Annotated in this window: 2 protein-coding genes; both read right to left on the bottom strand. The window is 43.8% G+C overall.

What is annotated here, in order from left to right:
- Positions 1-780: class I tRNA ligase family protein (locus tag A3735_RS28280; protein WP_156499995.1), on the bottom strand; the 780-nt coding region annotated here is incomplete at its 3' end.
- A gap of 85 nt (positions 781-865) precedes the next feature.
- Positions 866-1499, bottom strand: a 634-nt coding sequence (gene ribF / locus A3735_RS28275) for a riboflavin biosynthesis protein RibF (protein ID WP_068639091.1), incomplete at its 5' end; no start/stop codon positions are given.

Raw genomic sequence — 1499 nt, 5'->3', positions numbered from 1 at the left:
TTCTAATTCAGCGTTTAAAGATACCGCTTGGTTAGAAGGTAATGTCCATGGCGTGGTCGTCCAGATCACAACAGACATAGGCAAATCTTGCGCATCAACAGAGAAAGCCTCGTAAACAGCAGTCTGGTCGGCGACATTAAAACGAACATCGATCGCTGTTGACTGCTTATCCTGATATTCAACTTCTGCTTCAGCTAATGCAGAACCACCGACAACACTCCAGTAAACCGGCTTAAAGCCTTTCTGCAAGTGGCCGTTTTCAATAATTTGTCCCAAGGCTCTGACAATATCGGCTTCAAACTTAAAGTCCATGGTTAGGTAAGGCTTATCCCAGTCACCCAGAACACCTAGACGAATAAAGTCTTCTTTCTGGCCTGCAACCTGCTTAGCCGCGTAGTCACGACAGGCCTGACGAAACTCAGGGTAGTCTATTTTTACGCCGGCCTTGCCTTTTTTCTTTTCGACATTGTGTTCAATCGGTAAGCCGTGGCAGTCCCAACCCGGAATGTAAGGTGCGTCATAACCACTGATTGTTTTCGCTTTGACAATAATATCTTTAAGAATCTTGTTAACCGCGTGACCAATATGAATACTACCGTTTGCATACGGAGGGCCATCATGAAGAATAAACTTCTCTGCTCCCGCCCGGGCGGTTCTGATTTGTTGATACAAATCCATATCCTGCCACTGCTTTAACATGCCAGGCTCTCGCTGAGCCAGATTGCCACGCATTGGAAACTTGGTTTCGGGAAGGTTTAAAGTATGCTTGTAATCACTCATATTATTGTCACATCAGGTTGTCAATATTGTCCTTAGATCACTAAGGCACTCAATAATTTTTTATCAAGATCGCGTTTATATCTTTCTAGCTGGCCAATTTTTTAAAATATTCCTTGGCCTGCTTAACATCTTTATCTATCTGTTCTTTCAGAGCGTCAATACCATTAAAACGCTGCTCATCACGTACTTTCTGATGAAAAACAACTCGAACATTTCGGCCATATATATCTCGATCAAAGCCGAACAGGTGTACTTCTAGAGAAGGCAAGTAATTCCCAACGGTTGGTTTAACCCCAACATTCGCTACACCTTGATAAGGGGTATTATCCTCACCGTTCAAATAAAGGCTTACGACATAGACACCTGAAAATGGTACTTTCGTTCTCTTTAAGGCTACATTCGCTGTCGGAAACCCTAATTGGCGTCCAAGTTTCTGGCCGTGGATAACCTTACCCATGAAACTATAAGGGCGCCCTAAAGCATTCTCAGCAGCACTAAAATTACTCTTGGCCAACAATTCTCTAATCAGCGTACTACTAACTCTAAGAGGTGATTCTTCACACTCAACTGTCTGAGTACTTTCAACGCTAAAACCAAAGCGCTTTCCCGCCTCTTTCAAGAGCGCATAATCACCCGAGCGGTCGCCCCCAAACCTAAAGTCATCACCAATCACCAGGTGCTTAATACTCAGGTGATCCACCAAAACCTGCTGAATAAAC

It is taken from the genome of Oleiphilus sp. HI0061 (assembly GCF_001635675.1).
Note: the sequence above shows the minus strand (reverse complement) of the source record. Positions and strands in the feature narration are given on the sequence as shown.